The 14,672-nt window shown below is 71.0% G+C and carries 13 protein-coding genes and 3 pseudogenes; 6 read left to right on the top strand and 10 right to left on the bottom strand.

The annotated features are described in order from the left end of the window. Positions 1-234, top strand: coding sequence for a ferredoxin (locus F7R91_RS08005; protein ID WP_150945963.1), 234 nt, complete (start codon positions 1-3; stop codon positions 232-234). Between the two features lie 304 nt (positions 235-538). Here the strand turns inward: F7R91_RS08005 and F7R91_RS08000 are convergent, their stop codons facing one another. Further along, entirely contained in the window at positions 539-1,186 is a 648-nt protein-coding gene (locus F7R91_RS08000; protein WP_150945961.1) for a TetR family transcriptional regulator, read from the bottom strand. A 209-nt stretch (positions 1,187-1,395) separates the two neighbouring features. Between F7R91_RS08000 and F7R91_RS07995 the strand changes: the two genes are divergently transcribed. The 3 genes from F7R91_RS07995 to F7R91_RS07985 are packed head-to-tail and all read left to right on the top strand — an operon-like array spanning position 1,396 to position 4,621. Continuing rightward, positions 1,396-2,814, top strand: coding sequence for a glycosyltransferase family 4 protein (locus tag F7R91_RS07995; RefSeq protein ID WP_150945959.1), 1,419 nt, complete (start codon positions 1,396-1,398; stop codon positions 2,812-2,814). Further along, a complete protein-coding gene (locus F7R91_RS07990) occupies positions 2,808-3,551 on the top strand; it encodes a class I SAM-dependent methyltransferase (protein WP_150945957.1) in 744 nt (247 codons plus the stop codon). The genes F7R91_RS07995 and F7R91_RS07990 overlap by 7 nt, the downstream gene beginning before the upstream one ends. Beyond that, the gene (locus F7R91_RS07985; protein ID WP_150945955.1) at positions 3,548-4,621 is read left to right on the top strand and encodes a prenyltransferase/squalene oxidase repeat-containing protein; all 1,074 of its coding nucleotides are present in this window, start codon (positions 3,548-3,550) and stop codon (positions 4,619-4,621) included. Before F7R91_RS07990 ends, F7R91_RS07985 begins: the two co-directional genes overlap by 4 nt. Positions 4,622-4,700: 79 nt before the next feature. Here F7R91_RS07985 and F7R91_RS07980 read toward each other — a convergent pair whose 3' ends face one another. The 7 genes and pseudogenes from F7R91_RS07980 to F7R91_RS42550 form a co-directional block, all read right to left on the bottom strand. Beyond that, positions 4,701-4,994, bottom strand: coding sequence for a hypothetical protein (locus tag F7R91_RS07980; RefSeq protein ID WP_150945953.1), 294 nt, complete (start codon positions 4,992-4,994; stop codon positions 4,701-4,703). A gap of 38 nt (positions 4,995-5,032) precedes the next feature. Then, complete coding sequence (locus tag F7R91_RS07975) at positions 5,033-6,043, bottom strand: LLM class F420-dependent oxidoreductase (RefSeq protein ID WP_150945951.1); 1,011 nt, start codon at positions 6,041-6,043, stop codon at positions 5,033-5,035. A 97-nt stretch (positions 6,044-6,140) separates the two neighbouring features. After that, a complete protein-coding gene (locus F7R91_RS07970) occupies positions 6,141-6,911 on the bottom strand; it encodes a DUF5336 domain-containing protein (protein ID WP_191971398.1) in 771 nt (256 codons plus the stop codon). Between the two features lie 95 nt (positions 6,912-7,006). Beyond that, on the bottom strand, positions 7,007-7,963 hold the full coding sequence (locus F7R91_RS07965; RefSeq protein WP_150945948.1) for an N-acetylmuramoyl-L-alanine amidase: 957 nt from the start codon (positions 7,961-7,963) through the stop codon (positions 7,007-7,009). A 195-nt stretch (positions 7,964-8,158) separates the two neighbouring features. Next, positions 8,159-9,402 (bottom strand): annotated as a pseudogene (locus F7R91_RS07960) (helix-turn-helix domain-containing protein). 173 nt (positions 9,403-9,575) lie between these two features. Further along, the gene (locus tag F7R91_RS07955) at positions 9,576-10,226 is read right to left on the bottom strand and encodes a class I SAM-dependent methyltransferase (protein WP_150945946.1); all 651 of its coding nucleotides are present in this window, start codon (positions 10,224-10,226) and stop codon (positions 9,576-9,578) included. Between the two features lie 460 nt (positions 10,227-10,686). Continuing rightward, a pseudogene (locus F7R91_RS42550) lies at positions 10,687-10,911 on the bottom strand (MFS transporter); the annotation flags it as partial. 182 nt (positions 10,912-11,093) lie between these two features. Between F7R91_RS42550 and F7R91_RS07945 the strand changes: the two are divergent. Both F7R91_RS07945 and F7R91_RS07940 read left to right on the top strand, forming a co-directional pair. Beyond that, positions 11,094-11,632: pseudogene (locus F7R91_RS07945) on the top strand (SigE family RNA polymerase sigma factor). Beyond that, positions 11,632-12,447, top strand: coding sequence for a hypothetical protein (locus F7R91_RS07940; RefSeq protein WP_191971397.1), 816 nt, complete (start codon positions 11,632-11,634; stop codon positions 12,445-12,447). Before F7R91_RS07945 ends, F7R91_RS07940 begins: the two are co-directional and overlap by 1 nt. A 5-nt stretch (positions 12,448-12,452) precedes the next feature. Here F7R91_RS07940 and F7R91_RS07935 read toward each other — a convergent pair whose 3' ends face one another. Both F7R91_RS07935 and F7R91_RS07930 read right to left on the bottom strand, forming a co-directional pair. After that, the gene (locus tag F7R91_RS07935) at positions 12,453-13,085 is read right to left on the bottom strand and encodes a response regulator transcription factor (RefSeq protein WP_150946244.1); all 633 of its coding nucleotides are present in this window, start codon (positions 13,083-13,085) and stop codon (positions 12,453-12,455) included. 88 nt (positions 13,086-13,173) lie between these two features. After that, positions 13,174-14,427 (bottom strand): sensor histidine kinase, encoded by a 1,254-nt coding sequence (locus F7R91_RS07930; protein ID WP_408056012.1) that lies wholly within the window; start codon positions 14,425-14,427, stop codon positions 13,174-13,176. Between the last annotated feature and the right edge of the window lie 245 nt (positions 14,428-14,672).

Raw genomic sequence — 14,672 nt, 5'->3', positions numbered from 1 at the left:
ATGGGAGACCGCTGGCAGGTCGAGGTCGACCGCTCCCTGTGCATCGGCTCCGCCCAGTGCGTCCACCACGCCGCGGACGGCTTCCGCCTCGATGCGGGACGGCAGTCCCACCCCGTCGAGGCGGAGGCCGACGCCAACGAGAAGATCCTCGCGGCGGCGGAGAACTGCCCGGTGGAAGCGATCACGATCACGCTGCTGGGGAGCGGTGAGGCGGTGTTCCCGCCCGAGGAGTGAACGGCATCGACGTTTGGTCGGATTCGGCAAAAAAATCATAAATTCAGGTGGGTTCATCGGCCTCCAGGAGTTCTATCCTGGAGGTGGCCTACGGGACGAGTGAGGGAGTTCGACCGGAGTAGCCGACGTGGGCGAGAGGCACCCGCTTCCGCCGATGCCGACGTCGACGGTCGGGCTGAGAGGCCGGAAGGCAGTGGTCGGGCCGGAAGGCGACCCCCAACACCTGATCCGGACAATGCCGGCGAAGGGAACCCGTCTCGTAGGTCCTTCGTGTGCCCTTCTCGTAGGTCCTGCGTGTGCCCGGTCAGTCCTGGTTTTCTGCGGCCGGGTCCGTCAGATCGATCAGCCGGCACACCGTCTCGATGTCGATCTTCACCTGGGCGATGGAGGCGCGGCCCGACAGCCAGGTGATCAGCGCCGAGTGCCAGGTGTGCTCGATGACACGGACCGCGGAGAGCTGCTCGGGGGTCGGGTTCTCCAGGCCCATCGCGTCCAGGATGATCATCGTGGTCTGGCGGGAGACCTGGTCGACCTCGGGACTCACGCTGCGGTCCGCGAAAGTCAGGGCCCGGACCATCGCGTCGGCCAGATGCGGCTCGCGCTGCAGCGCGCGGAAGGCGCGCATCAGGGTCTCCGCCACCCGTTCGGCCGCAGTCTCGCCGGCCGGCGGTTTCTTGCGCAGCGTGCCGTGCATGTGTTCCAGCTGATCCTGCATCGTGGCGACCAGCAGATGGACCTTGGACGGGAAGTAGCGGTAGAGCGTACCGAGGGCCACCTGTGAGGACTCGGCGACCTCGCGCATCTGCACCGCGTCGAAACCGCCCCGGCTCGCCAGCTGGGCACTGGCGTGCAGGATGCGCCGCCGCCGGGCCTCCTGGCGCTCGGTCAGGGGCGGCGAGGCAGCCGGCGAGGTATGGGCTTCCACCTTGACCACCTTGGCTTCCGCAGGCATGGATCCCGTTCCGTGACAGTCGGTGAGGGCGAGTGATCACACAGCATGGCAGGGGCCGCGGCCGTGGCGTGAATCACCTGATCCACTGCTGCCAGTGTCCCTACCTGCCGGTAGATTCAGAGCCTCTTGAACGATCAAGTCTGAAACTTGTTCTAGATTAGCGTCCCGGCGTAACCTCGCGGGACAGTGCAGGCAGAAGGGGGCCCAGAGTGACCGCTGAGGCCAGTCAGGCGGGGTCTCCCGAGGACCTCGCCGCTGACGGCGGGCGACCGCTCCGTATCGCACTCCTCACCTACAAAGGAAACCCGTTCTGCGGCGGCCAGGGCGTCTACGTCCGGCACCTCTCACGCGAACTCGCCCGCCTCGGTCACCGGGTGGAGGTCATCGGCTCGCAGCCGTACCCCGTCCTCGACGAGGGCCACGACGGCCTGAGCCTCACCGAACTGCCCAGCCTCGACCTCTACCGCGCGCCGGACCCCTTCCGCACCCCGAAGCGCGACGAGTACCGCGACTGGATCGACGGGCTGGAAGTCGCGACGATGTGGACCGGCGGCTTTCCCGAGCCGCTGACGTTCTCCCTGCGGGCCCGCCGTCACCTGCGCGCCCGGCGGGGTGACTTCGACGTCGTCCACGACAACCAGACGCTGGGCTACGGCCTGCTGGGCGACATCGGCGCGCCCCTGGTGACCACCATCCACCATCCCATCACCGTGGACCGCCAGTTGGAGCTGGACGCGGCGGAGGGCTGGCAGCGCCGGTACTCCGTGCGCCGCTGGTACGCGTTCACGCGCATGCAGAAGCGTGTGGCGCGCCGTCTGCCGTCCGTGCTCACCGTCTCCGGCACCTCCCGCCAGGAGATCGTCGACCATCTGGGCGTACGTCAGAGCCGCATCCACGTCGTCCACATCGGCGCCGACACCGACCTCTTCTCGCCCGACCCGGCCGTGCCGCAGAAGCCGGGCCGGATCGTGACGACGTCCAGCGCCGACGTACCGCTCAAGGGCCTCGTCCATCTCGTCGAGGCGCTCGCCAAGGTCCGCACCGAGCACCCCGACGCCCACCTCGTCGTCGTCGGCAAGCGCCCCGAGGAGGGGCCCGTCGCACAGACCGTCGAGCGGTACGGCCTCGAAGGCGCCGTCGAGTTCGTGAAGGGCATCTCGGACGCCGAACTGGTCGACCTCGTGCGCTCGGCGCAGGTCGCCTGCGTGCCCTCCCTGTACGAGGGCTTCTCGCTGCCGGCCGCCGAGGCCATGGCGACCGGAACGCCCCTGGTGGCAACGACCGGCGGAGCGATCCCCGAGGTCGCCGGCCGGGACGGGGAGACCTGCGTCGCGGTGCCGCCGGGCGACCCCGGGGCGCTCGCTGCGGGGCTGAGCCGGCTGCTGGGCGACCCGCACCTGCGCGCCCGGCTCGGCGCCGCCGGACGGGACCGCGTGCTGGAGCGCTTCACCTGGGCGCGAGCCGCCGAGGGCACGGTGTCCCGCTACCGCGAGGCCATCGCCCGCTCCGCGGGCGGCGCGGTCGGCCACTTGGCGGCGAGCCGCGAACGCCGGGCGACGACCCCCGCCAAAGTGACCGTCGATCAAGTGACCGCCGATTCCAACCGCGAAAGCAGGGCCACGTGCTGACCGTCGACTTCTCCCGGTTCCCGCTCGCCCCGGGCGACCGTGTCCTGGACCTCGGCTGCGGTGCCGGCCGGCACGCGTTCGAGTGCTACCGGCGCGGCGCCCAGGTCGTGGCGCTGGACCAGAACGGCGAGGAGATCCGCGAGGTCGCGAAGTGGTTCGCGGCGATGAAGGAAGCGGGCGAGGCCCCGGCCGGGGCGACCGCCACCGCCATGGAGGGCGACGCCCTCGCGCTGCCCTTCCCCGACGAGTCCTTCGACGTCGTCATCATCTCCGAGGTCATGGAGCACATCCCGGACGACAAGGGCGTGCTCGCCGAGATGGTCCGGGTCCTCAAGCCCGGCGGGCGCATCGCCATCACGGTTCCGCGCTACGGCCCCGAGAAGGTCTGCTGGGCGCTGTCCGACGCCTACCACGAGGTCGAGGGCGGCCACATCCGCATCTACAAGGCGGACGAACTGCTCGCGAAGATCCGCGAGGCGGGCCTGAAGCCGTACGGCACCCACCACGCGCACGCGCTGCACTCGCCGTACTGGTGGCTGAAGTGCGCGTTCGGCGTGGACAACGACAAGGCGCTGCCGGTGCGCGCGTACCACAAGCTGCTGGTCTGGGACATCATGAAGAAGCCGCTGGCCACCCGGGTCGCCGAGCAGGCGCTGAACCCGCTGATCGGCAAGAGCTTCGTGGCGTACGCGACCAAGCCCCACCTTCCCGCGCTCTCCGAGGCGGCCGCCAAGTGACGACCCCCCGGACAGAACACCTCGTCCTGCCCGGGGTCCTCACCGCCGGGCAGGCCGCCGCGACCGTCCACGGCATCCTCGCCGTGCAGCGTGAGGACGGTGCGATCCCGTGGTTCCGGGGACACCACCTCGACCCGTGGGACCACACCGAGGCGGCGATGGCGCTGGACGCGGCCGGCGAGCACGAGGCCGCCGAGCGGGCCTACGAGTGGCTGGCCCGGCACCAGAACGCGGACGGCTCCTGGTACGCGGCCTACGCCGACGGGGACTTCGCCGATGTCACCGACCGGGGCCGGGAGACCAACTTCGTCGCCTACATCGCCGTGGGCGTCTGGCACCACTACCTCTCCACCGGCGACGACACCTTCCTCGACCGCATGTGGCCGGCCGTCCACGCGGCGATCGAGTTCGTGCTCGGCCGCCAGCAGCCCGGCGGGCAGATCGGCTGGCGGCGCGACGACGACGGGACGGACACCGCGGACGCCCTGCTGACCGGCTCCTCCTCGATCCACCACGCGCTGCGCTGCGCGCTCGCCATCGCCGAACAGCGTGAGGAGCCGCAGCCGGACTGGGAGCTGGCGGCGGGCGCGCTCCGGCACGCCATCCGTCGGCACCCCGAGCGGTTCCTCGACAAGGACCGCTACTCGATGGACTGGTACTACCCGGTCCTCGGCGGCGCGTTGACGGGTGCGGAGGCCAAGTCCCGTATCGAGGAGGGCTGGGAGCGCTTCGTCGTCCCCGGGCTCGGCGTGCGCTGTGTCGTGCCCAACCCCTGGGTGACCGGCGGCGAGTCCGCCGAACTCGCCCTGGCCCTGTGGGCGATGGGCGAGTCCGACCGCGCGCTGGACGTCCTCCAGTCGATCCAGCACCTGCGCGACGCGGAGAGCGGCCTGTACTGGACGGGGTACGTCTTCGAGGACGAGGCGATCTGGCCCCGGGAGCTCACCACTTGGACGGCCGGCTCACTCCTCCTCGCGGTCGCCGCGCTGGGCGGCCACGAGGCGACGTGTGCGGTGTTCGGCGGCGATCGCCTACCGACCGGGCTGGACCCCGACTGCTGCGCCCAATAGCTCGGTCGCTTCCGCCAGGTGGCGGGCTCAGGCCGTCCGTGGCTGGTCGCGCAGTTCCCCGCGCCCCTGGGGGCTGGGCTCAGTGCCGGTGGACCCGGTTCGCTATCGCGTGCCCCACGAACAGGTACACGACCGCTGCGAGCCCGTAACCGGCCACGACCCGCGCCCATGCCTCGTCGAAGGTGAACAGATCGTGCGACCAGCCGGCGAGCCAGCGGGCGGCCTCGTGGATGAACTGCACGAAGTCGTTCCCGCGGTTCGCGTCCAGCAGGTACATCAGAATCCACAGGCCCAGGATCAGGGCCATGATGTCGGCCACGACAGCGATGACCCTGCCCGCCTGATTGGCGCCGTTGCGATAATGAGGGGACATGCCCATCGGGTTGCCGCGAAAGCCCGGATGAAACCCGGTCAGGTGCTGAGCTCGGCGAGCACCCGCAGGGTGTGCGGGTCCGGCGCCAGCGCCAGCAGATCCGTCACCGGGCCCTTGCGCCACAACTCCAGCCGCTCGGCGATGCGTTCGCGCGGGCCGACCAGGGAGATCTCGTCGGCGAAGGCGTCCGGCACGGCGAGTACCGCCTCCTCCCGGCGGCCGTCCAGGAACAGGCGCTGAATCCTGCGGGCCTCCTCCTCGTATCCCATGCGTGCCATCAGATCGGCGTGGAAGTTGCGGGCCGCGTGGCCCATGCCGCCGATGTAGAAGCCCAGCATGGCCTTCACGGGCAGCAGGCCCTCCGCGAGGTCGTCGCAGACCTTGACCCGGGCCATGGGGGCGACGAGGAAGTTCTCGGGGATCTCCTCAAGTGCCGGTCCGTACGCGTCCGGCCGGCTCGGCGACCAGTACAGCGGCAGCCAGCCGTCCGCGATCCGGGTTGTCTGCGCGACGTTCTTCGGGCCCTCGGCGCCGAGCAGGATCGGCAGGTCGGGGCGCAGGGGATGCGTGATCGGCTTCAGCACCTTGCCGAGACCGGTACCGTCCTCGCCGCGATAGGGGTGGGAGTGGAACCGTCCGTCGAGCGCGACCGGCGCCTTGCGCCCGAGGACCTGCCGTACGACATCGACGTACTCCCGGGTCGCGGTCAGCGGTGACTTCGGGAACGGGCGGCCGTACCAGCCCTCGACCACCTGCGGACCGGACAGCCCGAGGCCGAGCATCATGCGACCGCCGGAGAGATGGTCGAGGGTGAGCGCGTGCATGGCGGTGGTGGTGGGGGAGCGGGCGGCCATCTGGGCAACCGCCGTACCGAGCCTGATCCGTGAGGTCTGTGCGGCGATCCAGGTGAGCGGCGTGAAAGCGTCGGATCCCCAGGACTCCGCCGTCCACACGGAGTCGTAACCGAGCCGCTCGGCCTCCTGTGCCAGCGGGACGTGGTCCGCGGAGGGACCGCGGCCCCAGTAACCGAGAGCGAGACCCAGCCGCATGCCTGCCTCCTGACGGTGTGTCAGCCAAGGGGGCGACTGTACGACAACGGCCCCTCGCCCGGAAGGGAGAGGGGCCGGTCGTGAGAGGGGCCGGGCGTCAGCCGCGCTGGATGCCCGAGGTGTCCTGGAGCACGCCGCGGCGGCCGTCCTGCGTCTGCGCGACGAGCGCGCCACCGCGCTGCTCGACGGCCAGGTACCAGGTGCCCGGCGCGAGTTCGGCGACCGGCGTCTGCGAACCGTCCTCCGAGAACAGCGGGCGCGGCACCGGCACGGCGAACCAGAACGGCGAGAAGTCCGGCGCCGGCGCCTGCGGCTGCCCGCCGTAGGGCTGACCACCCTGCGGCTGACCGCCGTACGGCTGCCCCGGCTGACCGGGCTGCTGGCCACCCGGGTAGCCGTAACCGCCCTGCGGCTGGGCGCCGTGGGGCTGGGGGGCCGCCGGCCTGGGGGCCGGGACGAGGGCGGCCTGGAGGACCGGGACGAGGGGGGTGGCCACGGCGCCGCCCGCCAGGAGCAGGGCGGCGATGAAGCCGAGGATGAGACCGGCGGCGGCGCTGGTGCCCTCACCGCTGTCCACCAGCGACCAGAACAGGCTCCACGCCGAGAGGACCGTGAACGCCACGCCCACCGTCGCCAGGTCGAGGCCGACGACCTTGCGCGGCTGCGGAAGGCAGCGGTTGACGACAATCAGGGCGCCACCGATGACCCCGCCCATGTAGATGCCGAGGCCCAGGCCGAGGCTGTCCCACGCGTTTGCGTCCACGTCGTAACCGCGGATGGTGTACAGGTTGAGGAACGACGCGATGAACAGCAACACCGCTGCTCCGATCACCACGCCGTCGCCCCGAGTGAGGGAGCGGATATTCACGTCAGGTCCTTCGTCAGTCGTCTCGTCGTCGGCATCGGTGGACGACCCTATCGTCCGCACGATCACGCTGTCCGTCGGGATCAGCGCGAAAGGATCTACCCGCGCAGGAAACTCACGATTCCCTCAGAGATCCCCTGCGCCGCTTTCTGCCGCCACGCACCGCTGGTCAGCTGTGCCGCGTCCTTGCTATCGCGCATGTTGCCGCACTCGATGAACACCTTGGGAACCGTTGACAGATTGAGACCGCCCAGGTCCTTACGTGTGACGAGACCGGTACCTTCGCCGACATAGTTGGACGGCGCGCTGCCGGTGACCCGGACGAAGTTGCCCGCGATCCGCTCGCCGAGGTCACGGGAAGGGGCGACGATCGCGCCGGTGTCGGCGGCACCCTCGTCCACTGCGCCCGGAAGGATCACATGAAAGCCGCGGTTGCCGGCTGACGATCCGTCCGCGTGCAGTGACACCACGGCATCGGCGTGCGCCTTGTTGCCGATCCGCGCGCGCTCGTCCACGCAGGGCCCGTACGCCCGGTCGCCGTCCTGTGTCAGCTTCACGGTGGCGCCCTGCTGCTGGAGGAACGAACGCATCCGGTGCGCGACGTCGAGTGTGAACTTCGCCTCGGTGTAACCGGAGTTGGTGGAGGTGCCGGTGGTGTCGCACTCCTTCCGGTTGGTCCCGATATCCACCTTGCGGTTGATTTCGGTGGTGTGCCGGAAGTTGTCGGGGTTGTGGCCGGGGTCGATGACGACGACCTTGCCCTTGAGGGGCCCGGAGGCGGCGGGGGCGGATGACCTGGAGGTGGGCGAGGGCGTCCGTGGTGTGTCCGTCGAGGACGCGCTCGGCTTCCCGGCGCCGTCGTCGGCCGCCGAGGCGAGCGTGCTCGCGGAGGCGCCGGGCGTCCCGACGCTCTTGTCCGACGTCCCGCCAGTCGCCTCGTACACCACCCACCCCAGCAACGCCCCGGGCACGAGCGCGGCGAGCGCGACGGTCATCGGGCGCCGGCGGGGACGGCGGGGCTGGGGCGGATCGAAGTCAGGGCCTACGTACGACACGTCTGCCACCCTAAGGGGCGTCCACCGGGTCCGCAGGGTCCGTGAGACGTCCGTCTCTTCCTGGCCAGCGGCTCCGGGTCCGCCGACTCACGCACAGTCCGGTGAAGCGCGACATCCCCGCCTGGGCAGCTCTCGCCGTCGCCGCCTCCGCATGCCGGACCTCCGCCGAGGTCACCCGTTGCGCGACGAGGTGAGTCAGTCGTACTCGCGCAGAGCAGCAACGAGCTGCCGACCCTCCGACGCACCCCGGCGCAGCAGCATGCCGGCCGACGTGTGCAGCTCATTCCATGAGTGGGGACGGCCCACGGCTGCGGCATCAGGCACCGCGTCCAGAGCGACCACGAGAGACTGCGCAGCCTCACCAGCTCCCGCGTAGGCGTGCGCCAGGCACGCCCGGTACCACGCCCGGTCACGCCGGTACCCGTCCGGCAGCGCGGCCAGCCCCACCGTCAGGTGGTCGACGGCCGTCCGCCAGTCCCGCAGGTGCAGTGCGGCCATGCCCCGCTGGAGCGTGAACCAGGTCTCGCTGTAGAAGTACATCCAGACCGGCTCGTCCTCCGGGTGCTCCGCCGCCCGGCTGATCAGATCCTGCGCCTCGTCCAGCAGGCGGTCAGATTCGTCCGCGTCGCCGTTCAGCGCGTGGCCCGGGCAGCCATCTGCGCCGCCATGCCCTGGACCCCGAGCGACGTCCCCGGCGCCGACCACCGGGCAGCCTCGGCGAGCCGGACGGTCCGGTCCCCGCGTCCGCCCGACCACGCCATGTGCGCCTTCATACTGAGCGTCGTGGCGGCCATGTTGGCGTCTGCGGCCTCCAACGCCCACTCGTGGGACCGGTCGTACCAGGCCAGCGCAGCGGCCGTCTGCGCCCGGTCCTGCGCCATCCACGCAAGGAACTGCGCGTGCTCGGAGGCGAGACGGACCACCCGGTCAGCGAGCCGGCCACGGGCGGAGGCGTACAGGTCGACGACCGTACGAAGCTGCTGCCGCATCACGTCCACCAGCGGGCGCGAGCCGATCTCGTCCTCGGCCCGGCGGTGCTCGGCGAGCAGCCTGTCAAGCCAGCCAAGGGTGGGAGCGTCCACCCGGTGTCCGTTGCCGACGACACTCGTCACCCGGGTCAGCAGATCGTCGTCCGGCGCGGGGCCAGGGAGCACCAGCGCGGGGACGGCAGACGCCTCGGACGGCCGCCCTGTGGCCAACTCCGCAGGGATACCGAGACCCTCCATGATGCGCTGCCGCACCTCCGCCGACGTCACCCGGCGACGTCCCCGCTCGATGTCGGAGACGTCGGGCTGCACCAGGCCGACGCGCTCACCGAGCTTGGTCTGACTCATACCGGTGAGCTTCCTGAACGTGCGAAAGACGGCGCCCCAGTCCTTGGCGGCGACGGCGGAAACGAGCTGCGGGTGGGACCACAGGTCCGGGCGGGAGTCCCCCATGCGCCCAATATAGGCCGGTGCCATAGGGCCTTGGGATGGCCTGAGTCGGCGTCCCTCGCAAGGGTCGGTGCGAAGGACCCCGGCGACCGTGCGACCGGCCCCGGGGCGTGGCCGACTGCGAGGAGTCGACATGCCGCACCGTATCGCCCATCTGTCCGAAGAAGACCGTCCTCTCAGACCCCCGCCCCGGTTCGCCGCAGCACGCGCAGTGAGGCGGTCGCCGAGACCTCGGTGAACGCGCCGGACTCAAGGGCCCGGAGGTAGACGCGGTACGGGGCCTGCCCGGTGAACTCGTCCGCCGGGTCCGGGAAGACGTCGTGGATGACGAGGAGGCCGCCCTCGGCGACATGGGGCGCCCAGCCCTCGTAGTCGGCGGTGGCGTGCTCGTCGGTGTGGCCGCCGTCGATGAAGACGAGGCCGAGAGGCGTGCCCCAGACCTTCGCCACCTGCGGCGACCGGCCGACCAGCGCCACCACGTAATCCTCCAGGCCCGCCCTGTGGAGCGTACGACGGAACGTGGGCAACGTGTCCATCAGGCCGATCTCGGGGTCCACGGTCTCCGGGTCGTGGTACTCCCAGCCGGGCTGCTGCTCCTCGCTGCCGCGGTGGTGGTCGACGGTGAGCGCGGTGACACCGGCCTCGCGGGCCGCGTCGGCGAGCAGGACGGCCGAGCGCCCGCAGTACGTCCCGACCTCCAGCAGCGGCAGCCCGAGCCGTCCGGCCTCCAGCGCGGCCGCGTACAGCGCCAGCCCCTCGTCGAGGGGCATGAACCCCTTCGCGGCCTCGAACGAGGCCAGGATCTCGGGCTTGGGCGCCGCGGTCATGGAGGGCCTTCCGGTCGTACGTACGTCTCGGCGCCCCATGCTGCCGTACCCCCTGGCCGGCGGGCGACAGGGGGTACGGCAGGTGCGGCCCGGGATCAGGGTGCGTCGGAGACGGGGTCGGACTGGCGCACCATCCTCGCGTTGCGCAGGAAGCGCGCCGGCCGGCACGTCGTCCGCCACACGGCGACCGCTCCCAGCTCCACACCCGCTGCTCGGCCCAGTAGTCGATGGCGTAGGGGCTGGTCACGTCGAGCGGTGCCGCGACGCGGCCTGCTCCCGCCAGTAGGCGAGCCTGTCCTGCGCTGGTACGTCCGCGCACCGGAACATCGTCCCGATCATCCCCCGCACCATCCGTCCCTGAGTCCCCGTCAGACACGCTCAGACGATCACAGGACGGATGGTGCGTCGGCGAACCCTGCATGACGTGAACGCCGGGTGGATGCGAGCGGAACAAGTCCTCTCAGGGTGTGGAGACCGCCTCACCCGGCAGCGAGAGATCCACGTCGACAGCGCTGTCGTCACCCACATGGGTCGCGGACGAGGCGTGCGGGCGGTGGCCGGTGGCCTTCGCGGCGAGGACGTAGGCGCCCTGTGCGGGGACCGCGAGGCGGTAGCTGCCGTCCTCCGCGGAGAGCGTCGCGCCCGCCTGGTGGCCCCGCCGGTCGATGAGCGCGCGTTGGACGGGCAGTGATACGCCAGGTGCCCCTGACGGAGGGCTACGCGTCGGCGTTCCGGACGAGGACCGGAGTGCTGCTCGGCGGGGTGGTGCTGATACTGATGCTGGTGCGGCTGGAGCGAAAATTCTCCGCGGGCCGAGGCAACGGTCCGGGCGGCCCATGGACTCCTTTGAATATCTAGGAGGTGCCCATGGGGGATCGCAAACAGGCTCGGGACAGGGAGTTCCAGAGTTTTGTCACCGGCCGCTGGCCGCGGCTGATGCGGACGGCATTTCTCCTCACGGGGGAGCAGCACGCCGCGGAGGACCTCGTCCAGTCGACCCTCGAACAGGTCTATGTGGCCTGGCGCAGGGTCGGCTCGGCGGACGACCCGGAGGCGTACGTACGACGCGTGATGATCAACGCGCATGCCCGGAAGCACCGCAGACGCCTCAAAGAGTTCCTGGCGCCGAAGGACGACTCGGGCCTGGTGCGCGAGGTCGCCGACACCGGTGACCGCATCTCCCAGGCCGAGGACCGCAGCGCCCTGCTGACGGCGCTCGCCCAACTGCCGCCACGGCAGCGGGAGGCGGTGGTCCTGCGGTACTGGGAGGACCTCACCGAGACACAGACGGCGGAGGCGATGGGCTGTTCCGTGGGCGCGGTGAAGAGCAACGCGGCGAAGGGATCGCGAAGCTGCGCGCCATACCGGGGCTGGCCGGAATGGTGACGAGCGGAGGGCGGAAGTGATGAACGCGGACGGGAAGACGAACCACGACATGACGAACAGCGACATCGCCCTCCTGCTGGCCGACGCGGCGGACGAGGTCGAGATCGGCATAGCCCCGTACGACGCGGTGGTACGGGGCGGCAGGCGCCGCAGAGCACGCAGGTGGGCGGTGACGGCGGCCACGGCCCTGGCCCTGGCGGCCTCTTCGGCGACGCTGGCGGTGGCGGGGCTGCCGGGAGAGGGCGGGGGGCGCGTGGCGCCGGTGGCGACGCAGCCGCCGACGGCGGAGGAGCGGCATGTGTACGCGCCTCAGCAGACGCTGCTCGCGACCGGTTCGGACGGGGGCAGGGCGTGGTTCGTCAGGATCGAGGTGTGGGGAGTCCCACGGGACGAGGTGGAGGCGCAGCGACAACTGGATGCGATGGCCGAATCCGGGGTACGGCCGGTAGACGTGCGCCAGGCCTCGGAGTTGGTCGGCAAGATCTCGTACTTCGTGTTCCGCAGCGTCGGGGACAAGTTCGCGCCGGTGATGCAGAACACGGTCAGCAGGACGGACACCCTGTCCGGCACGGACATCCAGGCCGGTGCCCTGCCTCTGGTGCCCGGTTCCGACGGCCCCCAACGCCTGGTCATCGGCAAGGTCGCCAAGACCGCCCAGCGAGTCACCTGCAGATGGAAGGGCGGCGGGATGACCGAGATCCACCGAGTGCCCGCGGGCTCGGACGTCAACAGCGACGAACAGGTGATCCGCCCGGTGGACGGCTCCCCGTACAACTGGTTCGTGTGCCTGGCGCCGGAGGGCGCGGCCTACAAGTCGGTGGAGGTGACGAAATAGCCGCTCTACAACCACCCCTGCCGCCGTGCCTCCCGCATCGCCTCCGTCCGGTTGCGTGTCCCTGTCTTGCCGATCGCGGAGGAGAGGTAGTTGCGGACCGTGGACTCCGAGAGACGGAGCGCCGACGCGATGTCGGCGACCGTCGCGCCGTCCGCCGACGCCCGGAGCACATCGCACTCGCGGGCCGTGAGCGGACTGGGCCCGGCGCTGAGCGCGGCCGCCGCGAGGGCCGGGTCGATCACCGTCTCCCCGGTCAGCACCCGGCGGATCGAGCCGGCCAGTTCCTCGACGGGCCCGTCCTTGACCAGGAAACCGGCGGCCCCCGCCTCCATGGCCCGCCGCAGATAGCCGGGCCGGCCGAAGGTGGTGAGGATCAGCACCCGGCAGTCGGGCACCTGCTCGCGCAGCTCGGCGGCCGCGTCCAGCCCGCTCATGCCCGGCAGTTCGATGTCGAGGAGCGCGACATCCGGGCGGTGGAGGAGGGCCGCGTCCACGATCTTGTCCCCGGCGGCCACCTGCGCCACGACCTCGATGTCCTCTTCCATCCCGAGCAGCAGCGCCAGCGCGCCCCGCATCATCCCCTGGTCCTCGGCGAGCAGAACCCTGATGGACTTGGCGGGCCGATGGTCCCGGGGCATCTCGTTCACGACCCAAGGGTAGGCCGCCGGGACCCTCCGCGGACCCTGGAGCTGGGACTTTGCCCCGGCCCCGGCCGTCCGCTCCCGTTCACGCCGGCTGCCTGGTCATGGTCGGATCCGCCAACTCCGAGGACTCCACCGGAAGTTCCGCCGTCATCACGAACCCGCCCCGCGGTCCTGGCCCGGCCGTCAGGGAGCCGCCCGCCGCAGCCAGGCGTTCCGTCAGCCCCCTCAGACCGGTGCCGCCGATGCCCTCCCCGGGCGCGCCCGGGGTGACGGCACCCGTGCCGTCGTCCGTCACCTTCAGCCGGACGCGTTCCGTCTCGCCGGAGACCGTGATCTCGCAGCGGGCCGCGCCGCTGTGCCGCACGACGTTCGTGACCGCCTCGCGGACCACCCAGCCGAGCAGGGCCTCGGTCCCCGGGGCGAGCGGCGGGCCCGACTGCCGTACCACGGCGACGACGCCCGCCGCGGTGAGGGCGGAATGGGCCCGGTCGAGCTCGGTGGTGAGGCTGCCCTCGCGGTAGCCGGTCACGGCCTCGCGGATCTCCGTGAGGGCCTGGCGGCCGACCGACTCGATATCGGCGATCTGGAGCAGCGTCGCGTCCAGGTCACGGGAGGCCAGCCGGCGGGCCGCCTCCGACTTGACCACGATCACCGAGAGGGTGTGGCCGAGCAGATCGTGCAGATCGCGGGAGAACCGCAGGCGTTCCTGTTCGACCGCGCGCCGGGCCAGTTCTTCGCGGGCGGCCCGCAGGTCCCGAACCGCCTCGGACAGGGACAGGATCGCCGCCGTCACCATCGTCGACAGCAGGGTGCCGTAGGCGACGTTGATCGCGTCCCATCCGCCCCGGAACGCGGAGATCAGCGCCGCGACCACGGTCAGGCCGAGACCGATCCGGCCGAGGTTCGGTCCCCGCAGGGTCGCCCCGGCCGCCAGGCCGAGCAGCGGGAAGAAGTACAGCCAGCTGCCGCCGTAGCCGATGGCGAGACCGCAGGTGATCAGGCCCATCAGAAGCAGCGCCACCCGGGTGGAGGTCGACTCGCGGGTCTCCTTCACGAAGGCGCGGAAGACGACGTAGATGTAGAGGGAGTTGAAGACGAGCAGACCCAGACCGCCGATCAAAGGGTTCGGCGTCTTGCCCTGGAAGAGGTTGGAGAACGCGCCCATGCCCATCAGCAGCCACGGCAGCAGGGTGAAGCCGCTGGGCGGCGGGCCCGGGCTCTCCAGTGCTTTCCCGGCCTTGCGGGCCGCCCGATGCTCGGCCCTGCACCGGGCCGCCTCCGCCCTCCGGGATGCGGCGCCGTCGAGCATCCCGCGCACTCCACGGATCCTCTGCATCCCCTTCATCCCTGCACCCCGCTCATCCCTCGCCCACTCATCCCTCGCCCGTTCACCCCAAGCCCGCTCACCCCACGCACCCCGAGCGGTCGTCGCCCGGCTGTGTTCTCGCGGGCCGTGTTCCGTTCCCCCATGGCCTTCATGTCCCCGAGGCTACGAATTCGCCGTGCCGTCCGGCAGATCCGCTTGTACGGACTCCGGCAGGACACATGTCACGGCCCCACCTGCCGGATCATGCCGCGTCC

It is taken from the genome of Streptomyces luteolifulvus, assembly GCF_008806595.1.
Classification (GTDB): domain Bacteria; phylum Actinomycetota; class Actinomycetes; order Streptomycetales; family Streptomycetaceae; genus Streptomyces; species Streptomyces luteolifulvus.
The sequence above is the reverse complement of the archived record's forward strand: the minus strand, read 5'-3'. Positions and strand labels throughout refer to the sequence as shown.

What these genes read in the sequence shown, in the direction of transcription:
- F7R91_RS08005 (WP_150945963.1), top strand. Translation starts at nt 1, where the DNA reads ATGGGAGACCGCTGGCAGGTCGAGGTCGACCGCTCCCTGTGCATCGGC.
- F7R91_RS07975 (WP_150945951.1), bottom strand. Translation starts at nt 6,043, where the DNA reads ATGCGGCTGGGTCTCGCTCTCGGTTACTGGGGCCGCGGTCCCTCCGCG.
- F7R91_RS07935 (WP_150946244.1), bottom strand. Translation starts at nt 13,085, where the DNA reads ATGCCCCGGGACCATCGGCCCGCCAAGTCCATCAGGGTTCTGCTCGCC.
- F7R91_RS07930 (WP_408056012.1), bottom strand. Translation starts at nt 14,427, where the DNA reads ATGCAGAGGATCCGTGGAGTGCGCGGGATGCTCGACGGCGCCGCATCC.
- F7R91_RS07955 (WP_150945946.1), bottom strand. Translation starts at nt 10,226, where the DNA reads ATGACCGCGGCGCCCAAGCCCGAGATCCTGGCCTCGTTCGAGGCCGCG.
- F7R91_RS08000 (WP_150945961.1), bottom strand. Translation starts at nt 1,186, where the DNA reads ATGCCTGCGGAAGCCAAGGTGGTCAAGGTGGAAGCCCATACCTCGCCG.
- F7R91_RS07940 (WP_191971397.1), top strand. Translation starts at nt 11,632, where the DNA reads ATGAACGCGGACGGGAAGACGAACCACGACATGACGAACAGCGACATC.
- F7R91_RS07980 (WP_150945953.1), bottom strand. Translation starts at nt 4,994, where the DNA reads ATGTCCCCTCATTATCGCAACGGCGCCAATCAGGCGGGCAGGGTCATC.